This is a genomic window from Candidatus Micrarchaeia archaeon (genome assembly GCA_041653315.1).
In the GTDB taxonomy this organism is placed as follows: Archaea; Micrarchaeota; Micrarchaeia; order Anstonellales; family JAHKLY01; genus JAHKLY01.
On the sequence record JBAZFO010000019.1, the window covers coordinates 1 to 23,603 of the forward strand.

Consider the following 23,603-nt stretch of genomic DNA (forward strand, 5'->3'; position numbering starts at 1 on the left):
ATAAATGAAATGCACACTCCGGAGTCAACACAAAAATCTTCTAATAATTTTGAATAATTTGTTTGATTTGGGGCAAGACCCATTTGAGAACCATTTAAATCATATAATACATCTCTATTTGCACCAGTAGTATTGTAAAGTATATCACTTCTTCCTACACAACCAAATATTAAAAAAACAATAAGGATAATTCCAATAATATATTTTTTCATTTTTTTACCTCTCTACTATTCCTATCTTTCCTTTTCTCATTAAATATTTTAATTTTTCCATTATTACGGGGTCATCAAATGCAGATACTCCAGATACATTACCTATAAACTCAAAACCTTTTGTATTTGAAAAATCATAATTTTCTGAAAAATTAAATTCTTTAACTTCACCAGAAGGGGTTTCTATCATCAATGCAGATTTATATAAAGTTTTTGGGTTTCTAAAAAGATTTGTTCTCGCAATATCAAAATGATTACTTTTGTCAGTCCAAAATCCTCCTTTTAACCAAGTTTCTAATTGGTCTTCTGGTTTATCTGTATATGCTCTAAGTTTTTCTACTTTTTCTAATTGACTTTCAATATCTTTTACAGGATCAAGCTCCCCTTCTTTTTTTACCACAGAAACAATTCTATATTTCCCATCAACATATTCTAAAAATGGTTTTGCATCTTCTGCTGTATACTCAAATAGAACTGGTTTTTCAGTTAATTCCTCTGCAAATTTATTAATTTTATGAAAATTATCTATAACCATTTCTTGCTGTGCTTCTACACTCCTTCCTTGTGCACTTTCAAAATCTGGAACATTATACCCTTCTTCACGCATTTTTTCTAAATATTCCTCTTTATTTTCTAAAAACTCATTTACTTTTTGCTTTTCATAATTACTTGATTTAAAATAATCTTTATCTTTTAAAGAATTATCATAAAAATATAAGAAAGCATCAGTATCTTTAATAGTTTGAGAATATGCTTCTTGAAAAGTTACTCCATTTTCTTTTGGTTGATATTTATATAACTCTCTTTGCATATTGTTTAAAAATGTTTCTGGATTTCTTCCCCAATTATCATATCTTCTTTCAAATTGTTTTTCAATTTCTGTTAAACTTACTTTTTCTCCTCTTCTTATTCTATGTGAATATTCAACATCTGACATTAAATGAACCATATTTTTTCTTGTTTCTTTAATATGTATCTGTAATGCTTTGTTCATTTCATCTTCAGAGTTAGCTAAAGCTTCTTCATAAGAAATTCCTTTTGTTTGTTGTTTTTGTTTTGCTAATTTATCTATTTCCTCTTTATAATCAATATATGTGGGCATGCTAGGCTGTGCAAATCCAATAGCCTCTGTAAAACCAAGAGCAGTAGTAATTGCATCTAATTTAAACTTTCCTGCATTTAATAAATTATCTAAAATACCTTTTGCTCCAGAAGATTCTTCATTAAATATATCTAAATACGCTTGTGAATCTTTTACATTCTTAGAATTTTCTAAAAGCATTTTTGAAACAGTATATCTTCTGCCTAATGAAGCAACATAATTAACTTGTGCAATATCATATTTACTTCCTTGTCTTTCATAATTATTTAAATTTCTATTAATTTCAGAATATGTTTTTGCAAGAAATTCTGCTTCTTTTGCAGTTCTTTCTCTAAATGTAATTTTTTCAAATTCTTTTAATGCAATTTCGAATTTTTCTCTTTCTTTTAATTCTTCATTTTGTAATATTTTTTGCATATTATTAAAATTCTCTTTACTTTTTTTATCTGTTATCTCCCCATATTTTCTTGAAGTATAACTTAAAATTGAATTTCCCATTCCTTTATATAAATCTTCATCAACATATTGTTTTTTTAAAGAAGTATACATTTCAGTAGGCGAGAGTACTGGTGCATCTAAAGGACCAGAGACCATTTTTAATACTGCCCCTCCTGTTTCGTCCCAATTTTTTTTAGCCATATTTTTTATTCCTTGGGCTGGATTCTTCCAAAATTCAAAAGAAGTTTTAACTTGCTTTTGTATATCTGATTTAGTATTTCTAATTGCTTGTTCTCCTAACGCAATTGCAAAACCAATAAAAGGGACTCTTCTTACTTTTAATACTTTATTAGAAACTAATTGAGAATCTGTTTCTGCACCTTCAATTCCAATTTTTTTATAATTTTGTGCATATTCTCCCAAAACAAATACTCCTTTTTCATTATAATATCCTATCTCTTTTTCAAATCTTTTTTTCTTAATTACTTCCCGTACTTCTATTGGTGCCTTTTTTCTTTCATATGCAATCATTTCTGAAACATCTGCATAATTAGAAGGCAAGATTAAATCACCATTTAAAATTCTCTTTGCTTTTGCTAACATATCTTTACTAATTAACATATAAACATACATTTTTTGTAATGAATTCAATTTTTTACTATTTCTTGCTCTAGATAATAAAGCATTGCCTTCTTTTGTATTTATTTTTTTGGATGCTGCTGAATATACAGATGCAGATAAAGCAGCAACACCTGCTGCTGATGCTGCAACTGCTTTTGAAGCACCAAGAGTTTTTGCACTTATTTTTGTACCAAATTTAATTTTACCAATAGACCCCCCTAATCCTTTCATTGCTTTTGGAAGTTTTGGTTGAGTAATATCAAAAATTTGAAGAGGATTATCTCCTTGAAAAAACATAGCAGCAAAAACTATTCCAGATAATATAACTACAAAAATACATAAAGGATTCTTATTAATATCAGTAATTACACCTAAAAAAATATCAGATAATCTAGTAAAAGAAATCGCACTAAACGGAGATTTCGAAACAAGAAAAACATGTTCTAATGATTGAAATTTTTCATTTCCTAAATATATAAATTTAATTTCTTTATACTCAGATACTTGTTTTCCACAATCATTTTCAAAATTAGTAATTTTAAACTGGCCATTTGAATCAGTAGTATAATTTTTACAAAAAGTAAAATTATTTACTTCTTCAGAAACATAAACATTAATTATTTCATTTGTTAATGGGTCCTTTGCTGCAAATGAAGGAGTAAAATACCAAGAATTTTCATTATACTCTTTTAAATACTCATCAAAAGATGCTTTTGTAATATCTCTATATTTTATCTCTGCTATTAAACTACCAGGCCCTTGATCTTGAAATTCTAAAATATTAATCTCTACTTTATATTTTTGTGGAGGAGTAATACTATATAAAACTGGAATAAATATTAATAATAAAATTAAACAATATATAATCTTATTTTTCATAATTAATTATCCTACTTTTCTCTTTTAAAACCTTGCGTTTTCTTATTTTAAGCATCTTTCCAGTCTTGTTCAAAAATATCTATAAAATTCGAAACAGAACAAGAAGTTAAAACAGCTGCTTCTCTATTTGATGTAAGTGCAGAATTACTAAAATTAGTACTACCTACAAAAATTAATTTATTATCTATAATCATAAATTTTGAATGTGTTCTGCTAAATTTTCTAGGCGCCCATTTAGTTTCTATTCCGTTAGAAATTAATTTATAAAAAGAATCTTCATTAGTTTCTATTTCTTGTTCTAAGATAACTCTTACCTCCACTCCTCTATTTCGCGCATTAATTAAAGCATTCTGTATATTTGCGCTAGTAAAAACATACATTTCAATATCTATTGATTTTTGTGCATTATTTATTAAACTTATAATCTCATCTTCTGAATTTGGAGAAAAAATAGGAGTAACATAACAATTTGTATTTAATAAATTAAAAATAATTAAACATAGAATAACTGCTAAAATAAATCCATATATAAATGACTTATTTATTTCAAATAATTTATTTAATTCCATATTTATCACAATAAACGGGCCTGGAGAGATTTATTTTTCCTATTTCTTTCTTGTTTCAAGTTCTTTCTTTTTGATTAAACTTTTACTTTCTTGCAAGAAAGAAAAAGTTTATTGAACTCTCGACCTTCACCTTTCCCCAAATATAAAATACATTTAGGAGAGTGTCGCTCTATTCCTGCTTTCTTTCTTTTATTCAAAGAAAACTGTTTTCTTTCTTTGATGGAAATTTCTTTCTTTTTTGAAAAGAAAGAAAGTTCCAAGCTGAGCTACAGGCCCTTTTAATTATTTAATTTTGATTTTATCTCATCTTCTAATATTTTTTTATTAAGAGAAAAAACAACATACAATTTATAATTATTTTTTCTTAATTCTTCAAAATATAAATTTACTTGTGTTTTTAAATTTAAAATATCTTCATATTTCTGTTTCATCTTTAAATCAGCATTAAATAAAATTATTTTTTTCTTAGTATTTTGAAAATCTTTACTCGAAATAAAATTTTGCAAATCTTCTAAAGAATCAAACATTGTGCCTCTTCTCCTCTTCTTTTTTTAAAGAATATAATATTTCTAAACTAGTTCCTTTATCTTTTAAATTTAGAGTATCAATTATTTTGTTTATCTCTTTTACTTCTCTATTTGTTAATCTATGTAATACATCTTTTACTTGCTCTTCAATAGGAAATTTTTTATAATCTAAATTCCCATATAATATATAATCTAGAATTGAATTATGTTTTTTATCTACTTTGCTTTTGAATAAAACTTCCATATGTATATTGTATTAATAATATTTATAATATTATATCCCAAAAAATAATGAAAGAAGATATAAAATTCCTAGACTAATTAAACATCCTGTTATTAAAGGAGGCAACGCAGGTAAAAAAAGTTTTCTTTTAGAAATATAATAAATTAATAAAATAAATGAAACAACCGCACCCAATATCACAAACAAAGTTCCTAAAATACCAAATACATAAAAAGAAGAAACAGAAAGCATAATAGGCATTATTAAATCTCCAGTACCAAGCTCCATTTTTTGTCTTTCATTCCCTTTAAAAGAATAATTTTCATCATTTTTTGAAATCTGTTTAGATGTTTTCTGTGTTTTCTTAATATCTGTTTTTTGAACTTGTAATGAAAAAGAAAGATTTTTTTCACTTAAAGTTTTAGCAAAAGTAATCATATGTTTTGTTTTAAAAACAGCAATATAATCATATATAGATAAACCAATAGTGAGTAAAACAGCAGGCCAAAAACCTAAAGAAAATCCAAAAACTGCTCCAACACCTGCACTTGATAAAATAGCTGCGATATTCCTTGCTTTATGTGTAAGCCATTTGGTGCCTGCTAAAATTAATGCAATTAAAAATCCAATAAAAAATGATTCATTAATACCTAAACCAGGAACAAAAGAATACAACAAAACAAAAAATACTATGCTTGATGCAAATAAAATAATAATAAATTCCATTGACCTAAATACAAAAACTCCTTTATAATATTTGATAACTAAATAAAATACAACCGCACCAAACAAAATATAAAATATAAAAAATACTCCATTTAATAAATCTCCAGTTTCTCCTATTGGAGTAACTCTCATTTCTTCAAATTCAGGAACTAAAATACTATTTGTGATTAATAAAACACCTACTAATGCACCTAGAATCTGTGCTAAAATAAAAAATAAAATCATTTTGTATATAAAATTCATAAACATCACTTAAAATTGTTCCACAATTTTTACAAATCCAGATTTAACTTTATATAAATCTCCTTTATAGATTAATTCATCAATTAAACGTTTTGCAATTTCTGGATCAATATCATAAGATTTAACCTCTTCAATAATCTTAATTACTTCAACAGAATCAAATTTTTTCTGTAAATCTCTTATTACATTCATTATAGTATTTATTTTATCAATTTGAGATTTTGGTTTTCCAGTAGCAATAATATCAATATCAAAAACTCCAGTTTCTTTATCCATACCTACTTTTTGCATCATCCAATCCATTAATAAAATAGCTTCATCTGCATCTTTTGATTCAACTCTTTCACTTAATCTTAATTTTGCTGAAGCTTCTGCCATTCTTACTAATCCTTCAATTTGTCTTGGTGTAATAGAAATTGAACCTGATTTTTTACCCATTTTTCTCATTTTACCATAATAAACTTTAATTTTATCTGAGGCTTCATCACTCAAAATAGGTTTAATATGTTGTCTTGCATATGCAATATATTTTTTAAGAAACTCTCTATCCACCATACTTTCATCATTAATTTCTTGACTTTGGTCTGCTGATAATCTATGGCTGCTTAATATTTTTTCAGCTAGTTCTCTATCTTTTTCTTCATCTAAAATATCCATTATTGGAAAAATTAAATCAAACCTTGATAATAATGTTGGGGGGATATCAAATTGTTCGGCAGGTAATCTATTAGGATCAAATCTGCCGTATTTAGGATTTGCAGCTGCTAAAATTGAGGCTTTGGATTTTAATCTTGCAACAATCCCTGCTTTTGCAATACTTATAGTCCCGCTTTCCATTACTTCATGCAAAGAAGACCTCTCATCTTTATCAATTTTATCAAATTCATCAACACCCACAATTCCTCCACTTGCTAAAACTAACGCACCTGCTTTTAATGTCCAACCCCCATCACTTAATTCATCTTTTTCAACTGATACTGTCAAACCAACTCCAGAAACAGATTTACCTGATACGTATAAACTTTTAGGAGCTAATGCAACTACATATTGAAGCAATCTGGATTTAGCTGCACCTGGATCTCCAATTAATAAAATATGAATATCTTCCCTTATTTTAGCACCACCCGGCATTTCTTTTCCTTTTGTTCCACCAAATAATTGAAGTGCAATCCCTTGTTTTATCTCATCATGCCCATAAATACCTGGTGCAATAGATTTAACTAATTTTTCAAATAATTTAGGATCTTTTGAAAAATCTTTAATCTTTTTTTCCTCTTCATCACTAATTTCTAATTCTTCAAAATCCTGTTGTATGCCTCTAACATGCAAAACATCTAAATACTTAGTATAAATCAGTGCACTACTCCCTTTAGCAAAGGCACTTGGGGGCCTAAGTCTTAGTGTCCCAGTTACTTCAATTGTATTACCAGGAATAACTGAGTTAACTAAATCATCTTCAAGCCATAATTCTAATCTTGCGGGGGGCGTACCTCCTTTAACTCTTTCTAAAAGTTCTTGAATTTCTGCTCTTTGAACATCCAAAAATTCTGAATCTTCTTCTATTAATTTTAATGCTTTTCTTTTACACGCTTCACACACACTTGGGGTTTTAACACTTGAATCTAATGGAATTTTATATATTGCATCACATATTTCACATTTGTAAACAGCAACTTTAACTCTATGTTTAACTTCTGCTCTTTTTGTGACTACTCCTTTAATATTAATCATTTTACCTAAAGACTTTGATCCCATACTTTCTATTAACATTCCAGATTCAATCATATTATGAAATCTTACGTGTGGTCTAAATTCAATACCTGGTGCAACTGCTAAATTCATATTAACCAATGCAAGTCTAGCAGCTTTTAATATAATATCTGGTTTTTCAATTAATTGATCTGCTAATTCCGGACTAAATTTTTCAAAATCTTCATAATCAACTAATAAACTTTTTTGTTTTGGATATTTTGATACCAATGTATATATATTTTTTTTATAATTAGATTCAAAGAACTCTTGAATTTCTTTAACAATAGGTTCAATATCTGCTTCTTTCACCATACAACTCCCACTATATATATACACCAAATATTTAAATTAATAATTAAACAGAAAAGCTTATAAAGAAAAATATTCATTTTTAACCACAAGTGTATAATTTTTATACATTTGTATTACTATTTTTTCAATTCATAAGCTTTTTAAATTTGAATGTAATATCTCAAATATGCAAAAAAGAATAATTCTAGGATTATTATTAATTTTATTATTCACCTTCGGGTGTACGGCTCCCGTTTATCAAGAAGGGGGAAACCCAGAAAAAATTTCTAAAATATACGAATCAGACATTAATAATGATGGAATAATTGAAAGTGCAACATATATTTTTGAAGAACAAACATATAATAATTCTATAATCACTCAAAAAATTATAAGTATTAAACCAAATTTTAATTTATCTAAACTTAGTATTAATATTGAAAATGAAAAAATAGATGATAAATATTATTTTGAAAATCTAACAATTGAAGAATTAAAAATATATTTAAATAATTTTGATAAAAAAAGAAGTAATATTGTTGCTGTAACAGGAGAAGCACAATGCAAACAATATTTAGGTTTAAATAGAGAAGATTTGCCTTGTATTAGTGTAGATACATGTGCAAAAGCCTGCATTGGAGCGCCAATATGTCAATTTATTTATTTAAATATGGGAGAACCTTTTGCAGAAGATTTATTTGAATTAAATTCTAATTTTAATGAGATGGATAATAAAATTAAAGAAATAGATATAATATTTAATGAAATTGAAGGAAATGAAAACGATTTAGAAAAAGAAAAAATTGAATCAATAATACAAAAAATAGAACAAATATCTATTTTAGGAGGAAAAATAAATCAAAATCCTATAATAGATAAAAATGTATATTATTTATGTAATCAAATAAATTATGATAACACTGAACTGCAAAAAATTTATGATGCAATATCTAATAATTTAAAAACTGAATACTCTGGTGAAATAATAAAAAATAAAATACAAAAAACCGAAGCTCCTGTTGATTATGTTAAATATGATATATATATTCAAATAACAGAAGAAAGTGACAGGCCTTTTTCAACTATTAAAATAGTAGATAAAATTCCAGATAGTATTAATATTGATAAAACAACTTTAAAAACAAGTTCAAATTTTTCTATTATTAATCCAGATTCAGTTGAATGGAGTATAAATAAAGCAGGAGGAGGAGAAATTTCTAGTTTTATTATGTATTCATTTGAATCAGATGAATTAATAAACAAAGAATGGATAGAAAACAATTTAAAAACTCCATATATAACTATTGAATCATTTTCATTGGGTGGTACTCCTTTGACTTCTATTTTTTTAGGATTCATTAATTTAGGTTTTACTTTTTTTTTTAATTTTTCTAATTATTTTATAGCATTCGCATTTGTTTGTGCATTACTGCTTATTATACTTAGATTAATTGAAATGCTACTTTTATTTTTTTGGTATTTTATTACGGGTACATCAAAAAGACAGGATTTGAATACAATAAAAAATAATTGGTTAGGTAAATCAAATCCAAAATACTTACAATATATCATTTTAGGAGTAGGATTACTTATTTTTGGGCTTTTATTAAATTTTATCTCCCCTTCAAATATACCTGATAAGACTTTAATTCTTGAAAATATCGGATATAATATGACAATATTCCCTATAGGAGGAATTATTTCATTTTTGATTTTATTTGGTCTTGTTTCTATTTATTTTTCTATTGAAGATTTTTTCAAAGGATCTATTTTAAAAACAGGTTATTATGAAAGTGCACAAAAAATTGCTAAAAAAATAAATTTAGAAAACCTCAAAGTATTAGAACAAAAAATAGAAGAAGTACAAAAAAAAATGGTAAAAACAGCTGAATTAAAAATTGATATATCAGAAGAACAGGAGATACTAAATTCTATACCCCTTGTAAGAATTAAAGAATTAATTCAAAAAAATGAACAAAATACTGCAAAAAAAGTTATAGAACAAAGCATTAATAGATGTGAATTTAGTATAGGAACAATAGAAAAAAAGATAGAAATAGCAAATGACATTTGGAAAAATTGGAAAACAAAATTTGATCAATTATTAAAAAAAGATGGAGAAATTAGAAAAGAGATGCTTATAGATATCCCAAGAACTTGGAGAAGTTGGACTTTAGAAAAATATTTAACAGAAAATTTAGATAAAGATTTAATTATTGAAAATGGAATACTCAAAAAGATAGAAATAAAAAAAATGAGAAAAAAAGATTTCACAGAAATTTTAGATTCTTTAATAAGTAATAATGAGGGAATAAAAAATGCAGCAATAGTAAGAATTGATGGAAAAATGATGGCTTCGGTTTTAGATAAAAAAATAAATAGTTCATTAGTATCTTTAATGCTTGCTAGAATGACGAAATCAATAAAAATTATTGAAACAACCGCAAATATAGGAAAAACAGAATATATTTTATCACGTTCTGGAAAAAATTTATTTTTTGCAAGATCAAGCGGGGACTTAATATTACTATGTATAACTGAATCAATTACTCAAATAAATGATTTGATTGAAATTACAGAAGAATCTATAAATGAGCTTAATAAAATATAAACCGAACAATTCCATTAATCTTTTTAAATAAAGTATTAGTTAAATTTAATAGGTGATATAAATGAATAAAAAAATTATGTTATTTGGTTTTGTAATTTTTGCATCATTCTTAATATTCGGATGTATAAACATACCAGAACCACATGAAAATAGAAGTATATTAAATGCATTTAATGAAAATAAAGAATTCGAATTTATTCCAGCAGAAAGATTAGAAAATATTGAAAAGATAATTCAATTATCTGATACATATTACTATGGATCTTCATTTATAATGAGAGATACCATGCAAGTAGATATGGCAATGCCTACTGGAGCAATAGCTGAAGAATCAATGGTTAAATCTCCAAATGATTTTTCAACAACAAATGTTCAAGTTTTTGGTATAGATGAATTAGATATAGTAAAAATAGATAGTTTAACTGGAAATAAAATTTACTATTTAAACGGAGATAAACTAAATTTAATTAATTCTTATCCTATAGAAAATATGGAAGTATATAAATCTATAAATACTGAATATGGGAATGGAATTTATGAATATAAAAATTCAATAATGACAATTTCTTATAATAAAATAGAAACATTTGATAAAAATGGAAATTCAAAATGGTATGCAAATTTAAATGCAACATATCTTGATTCAAGAATGAAAGACGGAATTGTATATTTAATTTTACAAGAATCCCCCACTTATCCTTATACCCCAAAACCAATTAGAATTTGTGGAGAGTTAGGATGTAATCAAATAGAAATTGACTATGCAGATATTTATATTCCTAGAAATATGGATGGAAATGTGTTTTATGATATACTATCAATAGATATTGAAAATGGAGAAGTATTAGATAAAAAAACATTTATGGGGCCTTATTCTTCAACAACATATGTTTCTGAAGAAAATATATATTTTGCAATGTATAAAAATAATCCAGAAAGTCAAGTAATGTTTTATTATTTATTAGACGAAGGAAAAAATTTAATTAATAATGAAGTATATAACAGATTAATTTATTTAAACGCATTAAATATTTCAGACCAAGCAAAAACAGTTGAATTTGAAATAATAATGCAGTCAATATATCAAGGATTAACAAATGAAGAAAGAGCAGAATTATCCAATGACCTTCAAAAAGGATATTCTTCTTATGTACTAAAATACCCAGAGAAAAAAGAATATACTGGTATTTTAAAAGTATCATATTTAAACGGAGAATTAGAAATGGCTGAAACTGGAAAAATACCTGGAAGACTATTAAACCAGTTCTCAATGGATGAATATGAAAATAATTTAAGAATTGCTTTTACATTTGGAAATCGAGATGATTCACAAAATGGATTAATTATCTTAGATAAAGAAATGAATGAGCTTTCAAGAATAACTGGAATGGCAGAAGGTGAAAGAATTTATGCAATAAGATTTATTGGAGAAACAGGATATATGGTCACATATAGACAAATTGATCCATTATTTATTATTGACTTATCAAACCCTTCAAAACCAGAAGTTAAAGGAGAATTAAAAGTTCCTGGATATTCAACTTATCTACATCCAATAGGAGATAATAAATTAATTGGAATAGGGCAAGATGATTGGAAAATGAAAATATCATTATTTGATGTTTCAAATCCTTCAAAACCACTGGAATTAGATTCTTTTATAACAGAAGAAGGATGGAGTGAAGCACTGTATAATCATCATGCATTCTTATGGGACCCAAATAATAATTTTGCAATAATCCCTATGGGAAATAAAAATTATGTATTTGAAATAAAAAATTCTGAAGAAATTGGAATGCGTAAAATAATAGAAGAAAACGCAGTTAGGAATTTATATGTAGATAATATTTTATATGTTATTTCATATAATAAAATAAGCGCATATTCAATGGATGATTTTTCAGAGATAAAATACATAAATATCGAAGGTAGTAATTATCCAGTAGGATATTACTAAACCTTTTTTTCTTTTTTTATAACATATAAAAACATTTATAAAGACCTAAAGTTGCTAATATTAATATGACTTTTTTATTCCCAATTAAAAAAAAGGTAATTGAACATTCAAAACCACCTTGGCATATAGAACCTTTTCATTATAAACACTTTAAGTTACATAATCAATTTAGATTAAGAAAAATTTTGGCAATTGGAAAAAAGGATTATGTTAAAAAATTTTTATCTAATATTAAAAAAGAAGGGTTTATTCCACCAAATTTTATTTTTACTGCTAACAAAGAGAATAAAGTAATAGGTTTTGTAAGATATCAAATCACTGAAGATGAAAAATTACATATTTATAGTATTGCAGTTGATTATACTAAGGCAGAAAAAGGAGTAAGTGATGCTTTGGTACAAAAATGTATTGAAACGGCAAAAAATGCAAATTTAAGCCAAATTTTTGCTATTATACAAGCAAATAATTTTTTTTCATTAGGATTATTTAAAAGAAACGGTTTTGAAATAGAGTTCCTTAATCCTTATGAATGGATTGCTACTTTAAACTTATAAATATGAAGCCTAAATTAATTTTATTGTATAAAGATATTAATTAAAGAATATAAAATAGATTAAAAAATATCTCAAATTATATACTATTAAAATATTTGATAAAAAAAGGATTTATATTTTTAAATTTTATATAAAAACATTTATAAATACCTTTATACACAATATTAATCTAAATTAAATAGAGGAAATGAATATGGTATTTAAAGAATTTAAAATGGATAAAAGAAAATTTAAAAAGAATACGGAAAAAGGAGATAAGTTTTTTGGTAATGAAAAAGGAGCAGACCTTTTAAGAGGAAATCCCATAAATTGGCAAAGTAATTCAGAAATAATTATTGAATTAACAAATTCATTTTTAGATGCTCATCTTATTAGTATTAAATCTGATCTAAAAAATGAAATGTATAAAAATGTTAATAATATTTTAGAAGAACTTAAAAATGATAATCGAATGTTATTAGTAGCTATGAAAACAATAATCCGAATTGCGCAAAGAACAGAAGATTGTAATTGTATAAAAAAAGCATGTGATGCATTCTGGCTTCTAAAATATGATTCTTATAATTTTGAAACAAAAGCAAATGCAATTAGTTTAATTGCACAGGAGTTTAAAGATTCAAAATTAATAATAATGGCATGTGATATTATTATAAAAGAAGAATTAGAAAAATATAGAAGATGAAATATATGCATAGAACAAAAGAAGAATTAATACAAGGAATACATGCTAAATTAGACTCTAAAGTAGCTCCTATACAAGATAATGAATTAAGAATGAGATATAGAGAATTCTTTTTTCATAAGTATCTCCCATTCCAACCAAAAAGAAGAAAAAGAGCAGAACGCTTATTAAAACAAATACACCCAGAATTTTTAAAAGCAATGTTAAAAGTTGAAAAAGATGTGTCTATAACAAAAAAAATTGATAAATTAAAAAAACAAATTGAAAAGGAAATCAATTGTTCTTCTCCAAATATCAAATTTTTAAAAAGAGCATACACTTCTTTATTTAAAATAGTAAATGATATTCAATATTTAGAAGAAGAAGCAAAGCAATTAGAAAAAATTGGTGCTTTTTATGAATCAGCAGAAGTTTATTTTTCTTTATATTTATTAAACAAAAAAGAGGAATATATTCACGAAGTAGAATCATTAATCATAAAAGCAAAAAAATTTAGAAAACCAAATGCAATATATAATCCTTATAAATTAAAAAAGATGGGACTTCTATTTTCAAAAATGCTTAATATGAATTCAAGAAGTTTAATTAAGGTAATTCAAACACAGAATCTTTAACTGAGTAATCTATATCCTTCAAAGATTGAGTAATTGAATCTCCATTTGAATTAGTTATGTGTGTGTATAAAGAAGCACCATTATCTAAAAAGCACTGTTCAATTGATTCATTTTGATTTGAAATCATAAAACAGTCTCCAGTTTTATTTGAAATAATTTTTGAAGGGAGTTTAGTAATTTCATAATTATCTAAATTCATAAAAGAAACATCTGGATTATCTGACGCATCTATCTTATTACATACAATTTTTCCTAATGCATCAATACATGAATAATTTCCTTCTGGTATTATATATAATGAAACAATTGTTTCTTCATCTCCAATAATAGAATCAAATCTATATTTTTTTGCTTTTGAGTAAATGATATTATTATATGTTGAAATTTCTTCTTCACTTACAAAAACAGTTGAATACTCTCCTTTGTATTCTAAATTATCTTTTAATGATAATAAATAATTTAGTCCATCGTTATCTGAATTAATAATATTAATTTCAGGTTCAACAATATCTAGTTCTCCTATCTCCTCTTCAGTGATATTAATATCATTTTCTTGAGAAAAATTAATACACCCCAATAAAAATAAAAATGATAAAATAAATGCATATTCAACTTTCATATATTCATCTCTTTTAACCAAACATTAAAATTTCTGGTTTAAATATTAAAAGTAAACCTAATACAAATATAAGTATTCCTCCAATCAAATGAGACCATCTGCTATATTTACTGGATATTCCCGTAATTTCTAATGTTTTCATTGCCAATACAAAAATTATTAGATCATCTAACATAAATATCAAAATATAAAGTAAAATATATCCGTAATATTCCCAAAAAGATAAACCACTTAAAGCAAGCACTTGTGTATAAACCGCAGGTAAACCTGCAGAACAAACTAATTCAACCAAATTAACAGCAAAAGCCAAAATAATTAATCCTAATAAAGCAAAAATAATATGTTTTTCCTGCACTATTTTAGCTAGATTTTCAAATACTTTTTGTCTTTTTGTATCCCCAGTTACTTTACATACTCCTTCTATATTAGTAAAATATTCTCTAAGATTATAAATTCCTGCACCCAATGCAACAATTCCAATTAATAACCGTATCCAAAATACAAAACCAATATATAAAAATAAATTAAGCCAAGCAATCATAATTAAAAAATAAACAAAAGCTGATGCTCCTATAAAAACTCCCCCAAAAAGCCATCTTTTGAATCTATCTTCAATTCCTAATAATAAAGTAATCAAAAATAATAAAACCCACATTGCACAAGGATTAAATCCATCCAATGCTGCTATAATAATTGTTAAAATAGGTAAAGAAACTGTTTTAACATCTATCTCACCGAAAATGGGCAAAAATATTTTGTTGTTTTCTTCTTGGTGATTTTCATTTTTAATTTTAAGTATTGCATCCTCAATTGCTTTTCCAGTTGTTTCTTTATTCATCCATCCTTTAAAATAATAAGTACTACCAACAACGGTAAAAGGAACTCCAGATACTTCAGCATCTAATTTATCAGAAAATTCAAACATTAATTTTCTATTTTCTGAGTTTTTACTTACTTCTAATCTATAAATTTCTAATTCTGGATATTTATTTTCCAATTCTATTAAAAACTCTTTTTCTCCTTCACAATGAGGACAACCTTCTGTCCAAAATAAATGAACTTCAATTTTTGAAATATTTGAAGCAGATACTGAAACAATTAGAAATGTAAAAATAAATAATAAAAATAATCTATTAATTTTCAATTTTAAAACCCCTTATCTTTTTTTATTTTCTTCTAATATTTTTTGTAATTTTTCTTTAGAAATTTCCCCATGTAATCTTAAAAATTCTTTATTGTTTTTATCAAGAAAAACAAAGGTTGGTAATTTATCATTAACTTTGTATTTATTAACTATTTCTTTATCTTTATCATAATCATAATATTCATTTTTTAACCAAGGATTATCTTTTTCTAATTCTTGCCATCTTGGTTTCATAATCAAGCAACCAGAACACCAAACTGCTCCAAATTTTAATACTCTCATATTTCCACCTAAATATAGTTCATTACTAATAATATATAAAGTTTTCTATTTAAGAAGGTAAATCCTTTATGAAAAACATTTATAAACCTCTGTGTATAATAACATAATACTTCTTATGATTTATAATTTAGAAGATATATTAAAGGTGATGAGATATGAAAATTGTTATAGGAAATAAAGATGGTAAATCTTATCAAATAGAAATACAAGATGCAGGAATGCTTATGGGAAAAAAAGTAGGGGATCAAATTGAAGGGGATCAAATTGGAGTACCTGGTTTTACTTTTCAAATTACTGGTGGAAGTGATTTAAGTGGATTTCCTATGCGATTTGATGTAGATGGGCCAGATAAACATAAAATTTTAATGGCAAAAGGTCCTGGATTTAAAAAAGAAAGGGCAGGAGAAAGAAGAAAAAAAACAATTCATGGAAAACAAATATCCCAAGATATAAATCAAATAAATATTAAAATCATAAAAGAAGGGCCTACAAATTTAGCCAAATTATTAGGTAAAGAAGAAGAACCAAAAGAAGAAAACAAAGAAAAAGAATAAGGTGAGGTATTGCAAGCTGAAGTAAATATTGGATTATTAGGACACGTAGATCATGGAAAAACTTCGATTACTCGTGCTTTAAGCGGAGTATGGACAGATACATATAGCGAAGAACTAAAACGAGGAATATCAATAAGAATTGGATATGCAGATACTACTTTTTATAAATGTTCTAAATGTAAAAAATTTGGTGTAAAAGAAAAATGCTGTAATGAAAAGGCAGAAAAAATTAGAACAGTTTCCTTTTTAGACGCACCAGGACACGAAACACTTATGACAACTGCGATTTCTGCTTCAAGTATTATGGATGGAGTATTATTAATTATTGCAGCAAATGAAAATTGTCCTCAACCACAAACAAAAGAACACATAATGGTCTTACATGCATTAGGTATTGAAAAAATAGTTGTGATCCAAAATAAAATTGATTTAGTTGCAAAAGAAAAAGCAATTGAAAATTATAAACAAATAAAAAAATTTTTGGATGATTTTGGTTTTAAAAATGCACCAATAATTCCAGTTTCTGCTAATTTTGAAACAAACATCAGTGCTCTTATAGAAGCTATTGAAGAATACATACCAACACCAAAAAGAGACGATTCATTACCAGTAAAAATGTATATAGCTCGATCCTTTGATATTAATAAACCTTCTTCAAAAATTGACAAATTAAATGGGGGTATTATCGGAGGATCATTAATCCAAGGAAAAATTAAAATCGGAGATGTTCTTGAATTATCACCAGGAATTAAAAAATCAGTAGATTCAGAAGATACTCAAACAATAAAAATTAAAGTTGAAAGTTTATTTTCAGGTAATGCACCAGTTAAAGAAGTATCTCCTGGTGGGCTTATCGGCCTCGGAACAAAATTAGATCCAGCAATAACAAAAGGAGATAGATTAATAGGTAATGTTTTACTTGAACCTGGATTAATAAAAGAACCAAAAAAAATAATTAAACTTTCATATCAATTATTTGAAAGGACAGATTTTGATAATCCTGGCTTAAAAATTGGAGAACCATTAGTAATAAGTGTAGGTACAGCAACAGCATTAGGTGTCATTTCAAAAGTAAGCGGGCATGATATTATTTTATCATTAAAAAGATCAATTTGTGTAGATGAAACTTCTAAAATTGCAATCAGTAGAAAAGTCAATCAAAGATGGCGTTTAAGCGGCTTTGGTGAACTAAATGAATAATTGTATTAAAAAAATTAATAATCTCAAAAGTTTATGTTATATTTGTAATAAACCAGCAACTACTTTTTGTAAATTATGTGGAAAACCCATTTGCGCAGAACATGAAAAAAACGGGGTTTGTATTATTTGCATAAAAGGCAGAGTTATGAAAAATTAATCTCTCCACCTATAAAATCTTTGTAATTCTTGTATTTTTTTCTTAATTTCTTCAGGTATTTTATCTGGAATTTTATAAGGGTGTAATCCATAATAACATTTTGCACATAAAGCTTCATACTCTTGTTTTCCCCCAACTTTAACAGCTTCTTGTTTTGCAATTAATGAATTTGTAAAATGAGCTTCATCTTGACATGTTGAACAAAACGCATTTTGAATAGTAATTTGACTATGGTGTAATCCTGCAATTAAATCTCCCATGTGCGGATAACCAGTTATTGGATCTGCATCTTTAAACGGGAAAGGTTTATTTTCTGAAGTAGTGGATAAACCTGCATAAAAAACATTAGAACCTAACGAATTCAATAATCTAATAGATTCAATTATTGTACTTTCAAAAAATTGTATTTCATCAATAAAAACATCTTGAAAAGGGACTTCAAAAAAATCACATATAATTTGAAATCCATCTTCTGGAATAGCTTTTGCAGAAATTTGAATTCCATTATTAGTAACTATATTTAGTTTGTGATATCTATCATCTGTAATCGGTTTATATACTGCAAACGTTCTATTTGCGTACTGCTCTCTGTTAACTAACCTAACAAGTTCTTCTGTTTTTCCAGAAAACATAGGTCCTAAATATCCAATTAATTTACCTCCCACTTAATCACCCCAATAAATTTTTAAGAATTAGAATATTATTGAACCTCATATTAATTTAAATCCCACATATCGACAGAAGTAAAATCTTAAAACAAACGCAACATTTAAATATACAAATATACACATTAAATTATATAAAAACAACTTATGTTTAATTGGAGGTAATTAATATGTTTGGAAGTATAGAAAGTATAGAAAGAGATGTAGTAAGAGAAAAACTAGAAATAAGAAGAATAGAAAGAGCTCTTGCGAAAAAAGCACCAGCAGTAAAAATTGAAGATAATTATTTAATTGTAAATCCAAATAACCCTAATTTTTTAGAAGAATATGACTTAACACAAAAAGGATTAAGAACAGCAAATTTATTAGTAGAAACAGCAAAAAAGAGAATTGATGAAACAACTAAAAAAAATGAAGATTTATTGATTAAAATAACAACTGATATTTTAAAACGTACAGATAGAGTGATTAAAGATGAATCTAAAAAAACTCATTTTACTATAATTATTCCATCTGAAGAAAGTCTATTTAATTATAATCCAACAGATACAGAAGCACTAGCATTATTTTTCTCAGGAATAGAAAAGATTGAACAACTAAGCACTAATTTAAAAATTGAAAGTCCTATGCTTTCTTATGGAGAACTTGATTTTTCAATAATAGCAGTAACTAATAAACCAAACACAGTTAGAATTTCTTCTGCATTTACTGAACATTTAGAAATAAATATTATTGAAGAATTAAATGAAATACGAGAAATAATAAATAAAATGGAAGAATCATATAATTATTTAACTTCTAATTTTTTCAAAAAACTTTTAAAACCTAAATATTGGTTCCATGGATTTGAAATAGGGTATATTAATGTGGTCATTTCAGATTACCAAATTGCAACCCAAAAAACAAAAGGAAAAATTTATGAAGAAATTAAAGAAGAGAAAGAAAAAATATTAATTGAAAATAATATTCCTTACGCCCCATTATCTAACCAAATAAAAAAATTAATAGTAAAACAAATAGATGAATATATTGAACAAACAAATAGGAGATTTAAAGAAGTACTTGCAAAAGAGAAAGAAGACATTAAAAAAGGATTTAATATTGCGAGTGAAAAATTAAAAAGTGCAAAAGAATCAGCTAAACAAGAATTAGTTTATTTTTTAAGTGAATATTTAAAAAGAAAAGGAACACAAGAAATAAATATGGTTTTACTGGGTGAATTAAATACTACATTAGAAATCCATATTTCAACTAAAAAAGAACCAACAGATGAAGAATTAAAAAAAGCAAATGAAGAAGCAGATTTTTTTGGATCTAATCAAGAACCAAGTTTAACTTTTGAATTAGCAAAAGAGGAATAAATAATGGAATATAAAATTGGAACAGGAACAGATTCCCATAGATTTGTTTCAGAAGGGCCAAATGAATTAACTTCTGGAAAATTTACAATGATATTACCTAAAATTGAAGGTAATTTATTTCACTTAGGTGGAGTTAATATACCAAACATTGAAGTTATTGCTAATTCTGATGGAGATGTTGTTTATCATGCTCTTTATGATGCAATATCAAGCGCTATGGAAGGAAAATCAATAGGTGTTGAATTCCCAAATGATTCTGGCCCAAGTGAAAAATTTCTTTTATCAATAAAAAAACAAATGGAAGAAAAAGGATATAAGATAAATAACATAAGTATTGTAATTGAATGTAAAAAACCAAGAATAACTCCTATTGAAGAAGAAATAAAAGAAAATTTAGCACGTATTTTTGAAATAAACAAAAATCAAATAGGGATTACTGCAAAATCTGGTGAAGAATTAACTGCTTTTGGACGCGGAGAAGGTGCTGAAGCAATTGTAACTGTTTTATTAAAACAGGTTTAAAACAATTCAAACCCTTTATTTTATTCTTCTTTTAGTTTTTCTTTCTTCTCTATGTTTATCAACTTTTTTTCTTAATTTTCTTTTATTCGCTTGTACAATCAATTCACGCACTTTTTCATTATCTTGGGTCTTATCATTTCCCATTTTATCAATAAAAATAAAGAATTATAAATTTAAAAACAGAATAGTTTGACAATAAATGTTTAAAAAAATAAAAAAAAAATTAAACTTTTAACTTAGAACGAAACTCAATAACTGCTTTATCAAAATTACCAATTTCATTATGTTTTTTAACTGGGGGGTTATTTTCATTATGTATCTTTTCAACAAGTTCTAATTTATCTTTAAGATAATCTTTATCAAAATTTACATCAATTGCATGTCCAATTTTAAATCCATTATTACTAATATTTACTCCAACCCATGACTCTCCAGAATCCCATGCACGAAATAGTTCAACTTCTGTATTATCTTTTTTTAAATAAAATCCTTCATAAACTCCATTATCTCTAGGTAATCCTAAATAAACACTACCACAACGTTCCCAATCAGCATCTAAAGGAATACTCTCCAAATAAAATTTGATTTCTTCTTTTGTTAACATCTCCACTTCTCCCATTTTATCACCTATGTTTAATTAAATAGTAATTAGTGTATTTATTACATCCTTTTTTTAAATATACCTGTTAATATTTTTGCATATTTAAAAATTTGAATTTAAGTATTGTGTAAAGGTATGAAAAAGCGCGTTTTGACGTCGTAAAGGTAAGGTTTAAATAGGCTCTTATACATAATATTATTACTTAAAATACTATATTAAAAAGGACGATTTATGAGGTAAAAACATGAGTGAAGAAAACAATATAATCAGTGAAAAAAATAAAGAATACTCAGCTAAAAATATTAAGATTTTAGAAGGCTTAGAAGCAGTTAGAAAAAGGCCTGCTATGTACATTGGAGATACAGGAGAACATGGATTACATCATTTAGTTTATGAAGTTGTTGATAATTCAATAGATGAAGCAATGGCTGGTTATTGTAAAAATATAGATATTGTAATAAAAAAAGACGGGTATATTTTAATAAATGATGATGGGAGAGGAATACCAGTAGAACAGCACGAATCTGGTCTTTCTGCTTTAGAAATAGTTTTAACTAAACTACACGCAGGAGGAAAATTTGATAAAGATTCTTATAAAGTAAGTGGTGGGCTACATGGAGTAGGAATCAGTGTAGTAAACGCATTATCTGATGATATGGAAGTTAAAGTTAATAGAAATGGAATGACCTATTCACAACAATTCAAAAAAGGAATACCTCAAAATAGTATTCAAACTCTAGGAACAACTAATAAAACAGGAACATCAGTAAGATTTAAACCAGATAAAGAAATATTTTCAAGTATTATTTTTGATTATGATAAATTAGCATCTAGATTAAGAGAATTAGCTTTTCTTAATGCGGGGATAAAAATCTCAATTTTTGATGAAAGGAATGAAAACAATAAAGAAACTTTCGAATACTCTGGGGGGATTAAATCATTTGTAGAATTTCTAAATAGAAATAAAACCCCTTTACATTCGATAATTTATTTTAAAAAAGAAGAACGTGGAGTAGAAGTAGAAATATCCTTACAATATACAGAAACATACTCTTCTAATGTTTTAACATTTGCAAATAATATAAACACAATTGAAGGCGGAACACATTTAATCGGATTTAAATCTGCTTTAACAAGAACAATAAATGATTATATATCTTCAAATAAATTATCAAAAGAAGAAAAATTATCTGGAAATGATTTAAATGAAGGTTTAACAGCAGTTGTTTCAGTTAAAGTTCCAGAACCTCAATTTGAAGGGCAAACAAAAACAAAATTAGGAAATAATAATGTAAAGGGAATTGTTGAAACTGTTGTAAATGAACAATTAAAATATTATTTAGATGAAAATCCAGCAGAAGCAAAATCTATGGTTGATAAAGCATTAAATGCACAAAGAGCAAGAATGGCTGCTAAAAAAGCTAAAGAATTAATAAGAAGAAAAAGTGTTTTAGAAGGAAGTGTACTTCCAGGAAAGTTAGCAGATTGCATTGAAAAAGATCCAGAAAAATCAGAAATATATATCCTCGAAGGAGACAGTGCCGGTGGTTGTTTTTCCAAGGATACAAAAATTGCATTAACAGATGGAAGAAATATTGATTTTAAACAATTAATAAAAGAACACAAACAAGGAAAAAAGAATTATTGTTATACAATAGAAAAAAACGGAGCCATTGGCATAAGACCAATAAAAAATCCAAGAGTTACTAAAAGAAATGTTGAAGTTATAAAAGTGATAATTGATACTGGAGAAGAAATCATTTGTACCCCAGATCATAAATTTATGACAAGAGAAGGAAACTATATAGAGGCAAAACATTTAACTAATGAAATAAGTTTAATGCCCTTAAACAGAAAATTATCTAAAAAAGAAGGAAGAATTACTATCGAAGGATACGAAATGATTTATGATCCAAAAAAGAAAAAATGGATATTCACCCATATGTTAGCAGATGAATATAATTTATTAACTAAAAAATATAAAAAAGAATTAGGAAACTACAAACATCACATTGATTTTAATAAACTAAATAATAATCCAGATAACATAATTAGAATGACAAAAGGTAAACTTATACTAAAAAAAGAAACATTTATGAATAAATATTTTAATGATAATGAAAAAGCAATGATAGAAGCAGTAAAAAACTATAATCATAAAATAAAAAAAATAGTAAAATTAAGAAAAAAAATAGATGTTTGTGATATTGAAGTAGAAGAAACACATAATTTTGCTTTGGCTTCTGGAATTTTTGTACATAATTCAGCCAAACAAGGAAGAGATAGAAACTTTCAAGCAATTTTACCTCTTAGAGGTAAAATTTTGAATGTTGAAAAATCACAGATACATAAAATACTAGGTAATAGAGAAATTAAAGCAATGATAAAAGCATTTGGTACAAGTATAGGAGATGACTTTGATATATCTAAATTAAGATATGGAAAAATAATATTAATGACTGATGCAGATGTTGATGGTGCACATATAAGAACCTTG

At 26.1% G+C, this 23,603-nt stretch carries 24 protein-coding genes; 11 read left to right on the forward strand and 13 right to left on the reverse strand.

The window, feature by feature from the left end; all coding sequences use genetic code 11:
* The 7 genes from WC356_04635 to WC356_04665 form a co-directional block, all read right to left on the reverse strand.
* Positions 1–212, reverse strand: a 212-nt coding sequence (locus WC356_04635) for a hypothetical protein (protein MFA5382430.1), incomplete at its 3' end; no start/stop codon positions are given.
* Between the two features lie 4 nt (positions 213–216).
* On the reverse strand, positions 217–3,252 hold the full coding sequence (locus WC356_04640; protein ID MFA5382431.1) for a hypothetical protein: 3,036 nt from the start codon (positions 3,250–3,252) through the stop codon (positions 217–219).
* 47 nt (positions 3,253–3,299) lie between these two features.
* Complete coding sequence (locus WC356_04645) at positions 3,300–3,821, reverse strand: phospholipase D-like domain-containing protein (protein MFA5382432.1); 522 nt, start codon at positions 3,819–3,821, stop codon at positions 3,300–3,302.
* A gap of 278 nt (positions 3,822–4,099) precedes the next feature.
* Positions 4,100–4,348, reverse strand: a complete 249-nt coding sequence (locus WC356_04650; protein MFA5382433.1) for a hypothetical protein — start codon at positions 4,346–4,348, stop codon at positions 4,100–4,102.
* The gene (locus WC356_04655) at positions 4,341–4,592 is read right to left on the reverse strand and encodes a hypothetical protein (GenBank protein ID MFA5382434.1); all 252 of its coding nucleotides are present in this window, start codon (positions 4,590–4,592) and stop codon (positions 4,341–4,343) included. The genes WC356_04650 and WC356_04655 overlap by 8 nt, the downstream gene beginning before the upstream one ends.
* 30 nt (positions 4,593–4,622) lie before the next feature.
* On the reverse strand, positions 4,623–5,540 hold the full coding sequence (locus WC356_04660) for a presenilin family intramembrane aspartyl protease (GenBank protein ID MFA5382435.1): 918 nt from the start codon (positions 5,538–5,540) through the stop codon (positions 4,623–4,625).
* A gap of 9 nt (positions 5,541–5,549) precedes the next feature.
* Positions 5,550–7,604 carry a minichromosome maintenance protein MCM gene (locus tag WC356_04665; GenBank protein ID MFA5382436.1) on the reverse strand — a complete coding sequence of 685 codons (2,055 nt, stop codon included), beginning with the start codon at positions 7,602–7,604 and terminating at the stop codon, positions 5,550–5,552.
* Positions 7,605–7,770: 166 nt separating this feature from the next.
* On the opposite strand from WC356_04665, the gene WC356_04670 reads away from it, so the two are divergent.
* From WC356_04670 to WC356_04690, 5 genes are all read left to right on the forward strand, one after another.
* Positions 7,771–10,194, forward strand: a complete 2,424-nt coding sequence (locus WC356_04670; protein MFA5382437.1) for a hypothetical protein — start codon at positions 7,771–7,773, stop codon at positions 10,192–10,194.
* A gap of 61 nt (positions 10,195–10,255) precedes the next feature.
* Positions 10,256–12,151, forward strand: coding sequence for a beta-propeller domain-containing protein (locus WC356_04675; GenBank protein ID MFA5382438.1), 1,896 nt, complete (start codon positions 10,256–10,258; stop codon positions 12,149–12,151).
* A 65-nt stretch (positions 12,152–12,216) separates the two neighbouring features.
* Positions 12,217–12,705, forward strand: coding sequence for a GNAT family N-acetyltransferase (locus WC356_04680; protein ID MFA5382439.1), 489 nt, complete (start codon positions 12,217–12,219; stop codon positions 12,703–12,705).
* Between the two features lie 193 nt (positions 12,706–12,898).
* Positions 12,899–13,387 carry a hypothetical protein gene (locus tag WC356_04685; GenBank protein ID MFA5382440.1) on the forward strand — a complete coding sequence of 163 codons (489 nt, stop codon included), beginning with the start codon at positions 12,899–12,901 and terminating at the stop codon, positions 13,385–13,387.
* Complete coding sequence (locus WC356_04690; protein MFA5382441.1) at positions 13,384–14,001, forward strand: hypothetical protein; 618 nt, start codon at positions 13,384–13,386, stop codon at positions 13,999–14,001. Before WC356_04685 ends, WC356_04690 begins: the two co-directional genes overlap by 4 nt.
* Here the strand turns inward: WC356_04690 and WC356_04695 are convergent.
* Genes WC356_04695 through WC356_04705 form a run of 3 tightly spaced genes read right to left on the reverse strand, consistent with a single transcriptional unit; the run spans position 13,973 to position 16,046 of the window.
* Positions 13,973–14,641: a hypothetical protein gene (locus tag WC356_04695; GenBank protein ID MFA5382442.1), complete on the reverse strand. Its 669-nt coding sequence runs from the start codon at positions 14,639–14,641 to the stop codon at positions 13,973–13,975. The two genes, WC356_04690 and WC356_04695, sit on opposite strands and share 29 nt — an antisense overlap.
* Entirely contained in the window at positions 14,634–15,764 is a 1,131-nt protein-coding gene (locus WC356_04700; GenBank protein MFA5382443.1) for a hypothetical protein, read from the reverse strand. The genes WC356_04695 and WC356_04700 overlap by 8 nt, the downstream gene beginning before the upstream one ends.
* 12 nt (positions 15,765–15,776) lie before the next feature.
* Positions 15,777–16,046, reverse strand: a complete 270-nt coding sequence (locus WC356_04705; protein ID MFA5382444.1) for a thioredoxin family protein — start codon at positions 16,044–16,046, stop codon at positions 15,777–15,779.
* A gap of 155 nt (positions 16,047–16,201) precedes the next feature.
* Between WC356_04705 and WC356_04710 the strand changes: the two genes are divergently transcribed.
* Genes WC356_04710 through WC356_04720 form a run of 3 tightly spaced genes read left to right on the forward strand, consistent with a single transcriptional unit; the run spans position 16,202 to position 17,957 of the window.
* On the forward strand, positions 16,202–16,600 hold the full coding sequence (locus WC356_04710) for a 30S ribosomal protein S6e (protein ID MFA5382445.1): 399 nt from the start codon (positions 16,202–16,204) through the stop codon (positions 16,598–16,600).
* A 9-nt stretch (positions 16,601–16,609) separates the two neighbouring features.
* Positions 16,610–17,800, forward strand: a complete 1,191-nt coding sequence (locus WC356_04715; protein MFA5382446.1) for a translation initiation factor IF-2 subunit gamma — start codon at positions 16,610–16,612, stop codon at positions 17,798–17,800.
* Positions 17,793–17,957, forward strand: coding sequence for a hypothetical protein (locus tag WC356_04720; GenBank protein MFA5382447.1), 165 nt, complete (start codon positions 17,793–17,795; stop codon positions 17,955–17,957). Before WC356_04715 ends, WC356_04720 begins: the two co-directional genes overlap by 8 nt.
* Here WC356_04720 and WC356_04725 read toward each other — a convergent pair.
* Positions 17,954–18,622, reverse strand: coding sequence for a hypothetical protein (locus WC356_04725; protein ID MFA5382448.1), 669 nt, complete (start codon positions 18,620–18,622; stop codon positions 17,954–17,956). The two genes, WC356_04720 and WC356_04725, sit on opposite strands and share 4 nt — an antisense overlap.
* Positions 18,623–18,792: 170 nt before the next feature.
* Here WC356_04725 and WC356_04730 point away from each other — a divergent pair, with 170 nt between their 5' ends.
* Positions 18,793–19,983, forward strand: a complete 1,191-nt coding sequence (locus WC356_04730) for a hypothetical protein (protein MFA5382449.1) — start codon at positions 18,793–18,795, stop codon at positions 19,981–19,983.
* Between the two features lie 3 nt (positions 19,984–19,986).
* Positions 19,987–20,505: a 2-C-methyl-D-erythritol 2,4-cyclodiphosphate synthase gene (gene ispF, locus WC356_04735; GenBank protein MFA5382450.1), complete on the forward strand. Its 519-nt coding sequence runs from the start codon at positions 19,987–19,989 to the stop codon at positions 20,503–20,505.
* 15 nt (positions 20,506–20,520) lie between these two features.
* Here the strand turns inward: ispF and WC356_04740 are convergent, their stop codons facing one another.
* On the reverse strand, positions 20,521–20,649 hold the full coding sequence (locus WC356_04740; protein ID MFA5382451.1) for a hypothetical protein: 129 nt from the start codon (positions 20,647–20,649) through the stop codon (positions 20,521–20,523).
* A 79-nt stretch (positions 20,650–20,728) separates the two neighbouring features.
* On the reverse strand, positions 20,729–21,124 hold the full coding sequence (locus WC356_04745) for a hypothetical protein (protein MFA5382452.1): 396 nt from the start codon (positions 21,122–21,124) through the stop codon (positions 20,729–20,731).
* A gap of 226 nt (positions 21,125–21,350) precedes the next feature.
* On the opposite strand from WC356_04745, the gene WC356_04750 reads away from it, so the two are divergent.
* A partial coding sequence (locus tag WC356_04750; protein MFA5382453.1) for an ATP-binding protein occupies positions 21,351–23,603 on the forward strand: 2,253 nt, incomplete at its 3' end.